This is a genomic window from Candidatus Jidaibacter acanthamoeba, assembly GCF_000815465.1.
GTDB lineage: Bacteria > Pseudomonadota > Alphaproteobacteria > Rickettsiales > Midichloriaceae > Jidaibacter > Jidaibacter acanthamoebae.
The window spans coordinates 194,692-201,890 of the sequence record NZ_JSWE01000058.1 but is presented as its reverse complement, the minus strand read 5'-3'; the positions used below and the strand labels follow the sequence as shown (position 1 = coordinate 201,890).

Here is a 7,199-nt window from a genome sequence, read left to right as displayed (position 1 = left end):
TTATATCAATTTGTGCTGCAACCGGGGGGGGGGGGGGGGGGGGGGGGGGGGGGTGACATGCTCTTACCGGATAAACTGAGACACAACCCTTTTTAGATAGAGAAGGACTAATACCCTGAAAAATACTATAATAAAAATTATGTTGAATTACAGAGTTTCCCTTGGAAGAAAAATGAATTAAGGATAGCGGCACATACCGCGATATTGGTTACAAGCTATGAGCGCCAGATCAAATTGCTTGAAGAACAGCGTATCATGCTTGAGGATAAAATTAAGAATTGCGGGCGGGTTGACGATAACTTTGAAGAATTGGCTAGAACCACTTTTCAATTCCTTGCAAACCCGCACAAATACCGGATAAGCGGCGACCTAATAGGTAAGAGAAGACTGCTAAAAGCTACTTTTACGCATCCACTCGCATATAATCGAAACAGGAAGTATAGAACCGCCGCAATATCGCTCCCATTCTCGGTTTTAAGGGAGTTTTTGGAAGGTGATTCCGAAGTGGTGCCCCTGGCCGGACTTGAACCAGCATGTCCTGAAGGACAATAGATTTTGAGTCTACCGCGTCTACCATTCCACCACAGGGGCCAAAACAAGTATTATTTTTTATATCAAAGCAAACTTAATTACAATAAAAACTTATTATACTATAATATTATCAGTTATTGAAAAAATCCTACTTATACTAGTTGACTTTTATTGATGAAGAATGTAAAAGGTAAGCTCAATTGAACAATTTGGAAGCAAGTATGTTTGCGGTAATTGAGACAGGAAGCAAGCAATATCATATTAAAGTAGGTGATGTAATCAAAGTTGAACAACTTCAAGGTGAAGTCGGTTCAGTAATTGAGTTAGATAAAGTTTTATCCGCTGGTGATAAAATTGGTGACCCGCTTCTTAGTAATGCTATGATAAAAGCGGAAGTATTAGAGCAGAAAAAAACTGATAAAATTATTGTATTTAAGAAAAAACGTAGGCATAACTATCGTAGGAAGCAAGGGCACAGACAATTAATTACTGTGCTTAAGATCAAAGAGATAGTTTCCTAAGTCTGGATTTAAGGGAGATAAATAAATGGCAACGAAAAAAGGCGGTGGTAGTAGTAGGAACGGAAGAGACTCCATAGGTAGAAGACTTGGAGTTAAAAAATTCGGCGGTGAGCACGTAATTCCGGGCAATATTATCGTAAGACAAAGAGGTACTAAGTTTTATGCCGGTGATAATGTGGGTATGGGAAGAGATCATACGCTTTTTGCATTATCTGAGGGTAGAGTTGAGTTCTGTCGTAAAGTAAAAAACAGAATTTTCATTTCAATCACTCCATCTGAATAAGATGGTAATGGGTCTGTAGCTCAGGTGGTTAGAGCGCACGCCTGATAAGCGTGAGGTCGGAGGTTCAACTCCTCCCAGACCCACCATTATAAAATAATGATTATAACTAATTTAAGAAATTAAATTTTTCTAAAACCTATAAATAAGTATTTTATAAGCTTTCAAACAACATTCCTTTTTATATTAATAAATATCTTTCTATAGCATCTCTTGCTGATTCGGCAGTTAAAAATTAAATTGTTTCATCTTCCTTTTCCTCCTTGATTCACTGCATCTTATTTAACTATATTTTAACTTAATTGTGGTATTACTTTCTTATCCCATGCTCTTAAAAGCTGTTATTAATTAAGAATACCGGACTTTACTATTGCCGTAAGCTTTAGGTTATAAAGAAATAATATAAAAAAATATCCGAGTTCAGCATAAGAAATAATTTTTTACTCCTAATTATTCTGATAAGCTACGGTAATACCAAAATTTACAGTAAATTAAGTTGAATATCTAACGCGTTTATTCAAATACAATAAGTTAAGTTTAATATGACTATATAGCCTACAACTGAAAATTCAGATAATAAGAATAGCAAGAAGCGCGTGCCTTGCCGCCATTTATGGCACGTGCGTTTTATAAATGACATAGTCATTTATGCGCAAACTTAGTTTAATTTTTTATAGTTCAACTATGCTCCATGTATGTAGTATATTCAACTCTTAATACGCTATATTATTATTTTGCAGAATGTTGTTTTTAAGATAAGCCGGTATTAACTTTAATTTGACCGGTTTTACTTTACTCTAAAACTATATCTTTATAGCTCAGTATGGTATTGCCTGCTATCATAATAGCTGCCATCCAATAAATCTTGTATCGGATGTTTATTTTCAAGATTATCCGCACTTTCATCCATTACATGAATACCATAAGGCGGAAATAAATCTTCATTATTTCTTTATGGTATGAATAATAAGTTATTAAATCTCTGTCATTGTTTGCTATTTCAGTCTCAAAATATTCAATAGTAGCCGGATCCCTTGGAAGTATATATACAGGCTTAATATTCTGATATTCAGCTTTACTTTGCAATTGCTGTTCAATTAAGGATTCCAGTTCATGATGCATGTGCCCGAATAAGCCTATAACCCCTCCTTGATATTTATACGCATATTTTATATTCTCCCACGACATAAACGTATCTCTCGGATTCAATTTAAACTCAAAAGCTTCGGCATCATTATTCATAATATCCTGCAAAGCATCATTTAAGGACTGCGGATCTATATTAGCAAATTTAAACCCAATTTTACAGCCTTCTATGATAAGGTTTTTTAATGCCGGATTAAATCTCGTACTGCTCCCTCTTTTTCAATCGCTTTCTCTAAAGTCTTTAACTGATTTAAAAAAGAATGTACGAGTTTCTGCTTATCAAGCTCTAAAACAGATTACTTTATATCCTTTATCGTATAGAGTACTGAGCTCATTTATAATCAACTTGGGTGCAATCGGATCGGAATGGCTGGAAAACATAATAATAGGTTTTAATATATCTTTCCAAGCGGTCATAGGTTTTCTCCTAATATGTTTTTTTATATACTTTGTTCTTAGTAAATGAGAAGAAATTGAATAAAAATATACCTATATTTATTATAGTCTGTTTTTCGTTGAATTAGAGAAATAATGCACGGCATAGTGCGTTATAAGAAAAGCAGTTATTACTTAAATAGGTGTTTTAGCTATACCCCTATAAAGGCATTTTTAAAATTTCCTGATAGGCATTTATAAATTTATCACGAACGGTAACTATAATATCTAAAGCAGTTCCGGCACTGTTTATTGCTGCCGCAACTTCAACTAAATCTTCTTTGGAATTTATAACTTTTGTAGATTTTTTCTCACCTTCCTGAATCTTTTTTATCTGAGGAGCTACTATTTCACTTACTAAACCGGAAAAGCTCGCCGATTGCTTGCTCACAACATCAATGACATCCCCGGCTCTAAGCACGTTAAGCGGCTGTGCTATCTGCTGTTGTTCTTTGCTCGGGGCAATTGCCTTATTATTAGTCAATGCTTTATTATAAGCATTGACCGCCTTATTAAAATGATTAGTTGAAATTTTACTTGTAGGCATTTTATTATTTACCTCATCAGGTCAATTATTTTAGATTGATTTGCTCTTGCTATTTCCATAGCGCTTAAATTTGCTTCAAAAGTCCGTTGCGCTTCTTTAGCATCAACGGATTCGATTACGTTATTTATATTAGGATATTTCACGTACCCGTTTGCATCGGCTGCAGGATGGTTAGGTTCATATTTTAAAATAAAATCGGATTTATCGGGAGTAATTCGATCAACTTTTACCGTTACTGCTTTTAAGTTATCATTATATACATTTTTGAAAATTATTTGCTTTCTGCGGTATGGATCCTCATTCGGATTAGCGCCCGTTACTTCACTGTTTGCAATATTCTGAGTAATAATTTTAAGCCGCTCGTTTTGAGCACGCATTCCGGCTGCAGATATAGCAATCGCAGAACTAAGGCTATCTCCTTCACCGGCATATGAAGTAATAGCTAATATATTAAATAAAGCAAAAAATTTCAGCATCCCCCTCCCCCACTTCATATATGGTTAATTGTGCCCCGTAATTGCAGTTTTCAACATACCTTTGGATTTACTGTATATATTTGCTATTTCCTGCAGTTTAACTGCATTTTCGCTCTTCTTTTGCAGCTCATGTTCAATAGTTACAGCATTTCCATTAGGTTTTAACTCAAGTATTTCACTGTTCATAACATGGAACTTAGATTCTCCTTCTAAGCTTAAATGTTTTGAATTCGTAATTGTAAGCTTCATTCCTTGCAAAGAGTTCTGGCTATAATCCGATAAATCTTTAGGTTTGAATCCCGGTGTATCCGCGTTCGCGATATTTTGCGCTAGAACCGTATCTCTCTCAGTTAAATATTTCATATAAGCCGTCAGATCATTAAGGTTATCCTTTGCAACCGCTGTACTTACAACTGATAATGAACTTATAAAAATGAGTGAGAAAATCCTATTTTTCATAAGCCTGTTTCCAATCATTTAAAAAGATATCTAAGCCTTTATCAGTTAAAGGGTGGTTAAACATCTGTTTAATTATCTGCGGCGGGGCGGTCACAATATCAGCTCCCATCCTTGCAGCATCTATGATATGTTGCGGGCTTCTGACCGAGGCAACTAATATTTGGGTAGTGATGTTAGGGTAATGTTGGAAAGCTTCACAAATTTCGGCAATCAGATTCATACCGCATTGCCCGATATCATCGAGTCTACCGACAAAAGGAGATATATAAGTTGCACCTGCTTTCGCCGCAAGCAATGCTTGGGCTAAAGAAAAACAAAGCGTAACGTTAACCATATGCCCATCATCGGTTAATGTTTTACAAGCTTTTAAGCCATCCCAGGTAAGCGGAACTTTAATAGTAATGTGATTGCCTATCTTCAGCAGCTCTTCAGCCTCTTTCATCATTCCCGAATAGTCGGTGGATATTACTTCGGCACTAACCGAAGTTTTAACAATGTTACAAATTTCTCTTAAAACTTCGGAAAAGATTCTTCCTGTTTTTGCAACTAGTGACGGGTTGGTAGTCACCCCATCGACCAATCCCAATTCATGTAAGGCTTCAATTTCCTTTATATCACAGCTGTCAATAAAAAATTTCATATGTATATTTTTATATTCTTTAATTATACGATAATGAAAATTATGAAAAAAGCAACTGCCGCATGAACTATGCTCTTATTCGATTCTTTTTTTATATCCAAATATACTCATAATTCTCGTAAATATTTTCTTTGACACAATAGTTTTCTTCTTCGCTATAAGAAGAAGTAGGCTCATATGTGGGGTTTTGCTGCTTTATAGTTTTCTTCTTGTGAACATCATAGGTTTTCTGATTATACTTAAAAGGAAAAAATATCCGTTCATATGGATATTTAAGTTCTCCCCTATCCCAATTCTCCATCCTTGCCTCATACTCTTCTACGGTTTGTCCATCAACGGTTTTCTGTCTAAACAAATAATTATAATTTTCCTTAAGAAATGATTTAACTTGTTCATTTTTTTTCTCAACTGCAATGCGTGCTAAATTTTTTCCTTGAGTATCAGTAAAGTTAATTCCTATACTGGAAATATCTTCTAATATATTAACAGGTTTATTACAATAACTTAAAATTAATTTAAAAAGCTCTACGCTACAATTAGCTTTAACCGCTTCAACTAAAGCGTTGGAATCACCGGTGTGATCAACAAGATTAGGATTAGCATCTTTTTCGAGCAAAAGCTCGACTAAGTTATGCTTTTTTTCTTTATCCCAATTAGAAGATATAGCGTACTGCAGCGGAGTATCACCTTTGTTATTCAGAGTATTAGGATTAGCTCCTTTTTCCAATAATTTTAAAGCGAACTCATAACTTTTTTTTACTGCAATATGTAGCGGGCTATCCCCAAATTGGTTAACTACATCAATAACAAAGAACTCTTTTTCCGGAAGCTGCTCAAGATAATATAAATCATTGTTATATGCAGCAACATGCAATTTAGTATTACCATAGAAGCTTTCGTCATAAGCATATTTATATTTTCCGACACGGGTATAAAGGAAATATTGGACATCTCTGTTACCAAGATAGCTACCAAACTTTAAAAATGTGTTACTTAAAAACTCGGAAATATTTTCTATATAAAAAGTCTTATTTATAGCATTCGATACATTATCCAAGAGTTGAGATAATGAGCTCCCTCTCCAACTTAATACTATCTCGTTTAATATTTCCGAACAGCTTCTATCAAAAGCTGTATCAGACAAACCGTCCATAATTTTTGAAGGAAACTGAAAAACTTTATTCGGACGTGAAGAAATAAATGTATACAATACTCCTTTATCATTAAAATCCAAGTTTTCAGAAGTAATATATTCACCAAAATGACCATTGCCAAATAATTTTTTATAAATTTTACTAGCGAAATCAGAACAATTATTACTAAATAGAAAATAAAAATTAAAATGTATATACCATTCTTTAGATAATTTGCTATTTTCCCCCCTTAAAAATATTTCGAAATCTTGAACTTGTTTAGCTGTTAAATCAAAATTAATTGATATTGATGCAGAATCAAGAATATCTTTAGAATAAAGAGTCTCAAAAATTTTTCCATGTTCTTGAGATATATTTTTAGGATACTTTTTTTCTTTAAAATGTCTTAAATTATAAAGGGTATCATTTCTGATATAAGGTGTACTAAAAATACTATTATATGTTTTTGGGGCAACACCGAATTCATATGAAACACCGGTTTCTTTTTCCTGTATACTGATATAATGATGCATTTTAACAATTCTAAAGCTCATGAGATAAGGATATTCAGTTGTATCATTTAATACTTTTCGCACTATATCGGAAGGAGTATCTCTAAAGATTACCAATTCACCTGAATCTAATTTAATCATTGAGTTATATCCGTCATTAACGACAGGCTCTGTTTTACCTTCTAAGAACAGCTTTAAGGTTTGTTCTTCCTCTATATTTAGAGAAGGACTATCTTTAAGCCCGATAACATAATGATTTTTTGTACCGGTTATTTCATCATCTATATCATATATTCTGATATTTGAATTTTTCAGCACCTCTAATTTAAGAGCCTCCGTCCTATGAATAAAATATCTATTTTGTGCGGTGATTAAATCAAGAGCCATAAATTTCTAATACTTATTAAATACAATACTAATTCGATAATTAATAAATTTGTTACAACTCGTCAATTTAAATAATTATGTATTACTATACTAACGTAAGCTATAAACAGTTTATCTTAATTTGCTGCTTGT

9 protein-coding genes and 2 tRNA genes are annotated in these 7,199 nt (G+C 33.7%); 3 read left to right on the top strand and 8 right to left on the bottom strand.

What is annotated here, in order from left to right:
* Positions 1–505: 505 nt before the first annotated feature.
* Positions 506–591: transfer RNA gene (locus tag NF27_RS02295), tRNA-Leu, on the bottom strand.
* A 161-nt stretch (positions 592–752) separates the two neighbouring features.
* Here NF27_RS02295 and rplU point away from each other — a divergent pair.
* The 3 genes from rplU (at position 753) to NF27_RS02280 (ending at position 1,421) form a co-directional block, all read left to right on the top strand.
* Positions 753–1,052 carry a 50S ribosomal protein L21 gene (gene rplU, locus NF27_RS02290; RefSeq protein ID WP_038539569.1) on the top strand — a complete coding sequence of 100 codons (300 nt, stop codon included), beginning with the start codon at positions 753–755 and terminating at the stop codon, positions 1,050–1,052.
* A gap of 25 nt (positions 1,053–1,077) precedes the next feature.
* Complete coding sequence (rpmA, locus tag NF27_RS02285; RefSeq protein WP_038539572.1) at positions 1,078–1,335, top strand: 50S ribosomal protein L27; 258 nt, start codon at positions 1,078–1,080, stop codon at positions 1,333–1,335.
* 9 nt (positions 1,336–1,344) lie between these two features.
* Positions 1,345–1,421 (top strand) — tRNA-Ile (locus NF27_RS02280).
* Between the two features lie 820 nt (positions 1,422–2,241).
* On the opposite strand, the gene NF27_RS02275 is transcribed toward NF27_RS02280, so the two are convergent.
* From NF27_RS02275 to NF27_RS02250, 7 genes are all read right to left on the bottom strand, one after another.
* Positions 2,242–2,574, bottom strand: a complete 333-nt coding sequence (locus NF27_RS02275; protein WP_039455309.1) for a hypothetical protein — start codon at positions 2,572–2,574, stop codon at positions 2,242–2,244.
* Positions 2,575–2,757: 183 nt separating this feature from the next.
* Positions 2,758–2,895 carry a hypothetical protein gene (locus NF27_RS12265; RefSeq protein WP_161791771.1) on the bottom strand — a complete coding sequence of 46 codons (138 nt, stop codon included), beginning with the start codon at positions 2,893–2,895 and terminating at the stop codon, positions 2,758–2,760.
* 178 nt (positions 2,896–3,073) lie between these two features.
* Positions 3,074–3,460 (bottom strand): flagellar hook-basal body complex protein FliE, encoded by a 387-nt coding sequence (locus tag NF27_RS11030; protein ID WP_053332503.1) that lies wholly within the window; start codon positions 3,458–3,460, stop codon positions 3,074–3,076.
* A gap of 8 nt (positions 3,461–3,468) precedes the next feature.
* Positions 3,469–3,936, bottom strand: a complete 468-nt coding sequence (gene flgC / locus NF27_RS02265; RefSeq protein WP_053332502.1) for a flagellar basal body rod protein FlgC — start codon at positions 3,934–3,936, stop codon at positions 3,469–3,471.
* A 24-nt stretch (positions 3,937–3,960) separates the two neighbouring features.
* Positions 3,961–4,395, bottom strand: a complete 435-nt coding sequence (locus NF27_RS02260; protein WP_039455308.1) for a flagellar basal body rod protein FlgB — start codon at positions 4,393–4,395, stop codon at positions 3,961–3,963.
* On the bottom strand, positions 4,385–5,035 hold the full coding sequence (fsa, locus tag NF27_RS02255; protein ID WP_039455307.1) for a fructose-6-phosphate aldolase: 651 nt from the start codon (positions 5,033–5,035) through the stop codon (positions 4,385–4,387). The genes NF27_RS02260 and fsa overlap by 11 nt, the downstream gene beginning before the upstream one ends.
* Positions 5,036–5,126: 91 nt before the next feature.
* On the bottom strand, positions 5,127–7,067 hold the full coding sequence (locus tag NF27_RS02250) for an ankyrin repeat domain-containing protein (RefSeq protein WP_039455306.1): 1,941 nt from the start codon (positions 7,065–7,067) through the stop codon (positions 5,127–5,129).
* Positions 7,068–7,199: the final 132 nt, after the last annotated feature.

Bases quoted from the DNA above. Each gene is read 5' to 3' on its own strand.
- rpmA (WP_038539572.1), top strand. From the start codon at position 1,078: ATGGCAACGAAAAAAGGCGGTGGTAGTAGTAGGAACGGAAGAGACTCC.
- rplU (WP_038539569.1), top strand. From the start codon at position 753: ATGTTTGCGGTAATTGAGACAGGAAGCAAGCAATATCATATTAAAGTA.
- flgC (WP_053332502.1), bottom strand. From the start codon at position 3,936: ATGCTGAAATTTTTTGCTTTATTTAATATATTAGCTATTACTTCATAT.
- NF27_RS02260 (WP_039455308.1), bottom strand. From the start codon at position 4,395: ATGAAAAATAGGATTTTCTCACTCATTTTTATAAGTTCATTATCAGTT.
- NF27_RS12265 (WP_161791771.1), bottom strand. From the start codon at position 2,895: ATGACCGCTTGGAAAGATATATTAAAACCTATTATTATGTTTTCCAGC.
- NF27_RS11030 (WP_053332503.1), bottom strand. From the start codon at position 3,460: ATGCCTACAAGTAAAATTTCAACTAATCATTTTAATAAGGCGGTCAAT.
- NF27_RS02250 (WP_039455306.1), bottom strand. From the start codon at position 7,067: ATGGCTCTTGATTTAATCACCGCACAAAATAGATATTTTATTCATAGG.
- NF27_RS02275 (WP_039455309.1), bottom strand. From the start codon at position 2,574: ATGAATAATGATGCCGAAGCTTTTGAGTTTAAATTGAATCCGAGAGAT.
- fsa (WP_039455307.1), bottom strand. From the start codon at position 5,035: ATGAAATTTTTTATTGACAGCTGTGATATAAAGGAAATTGAAGCCTTA.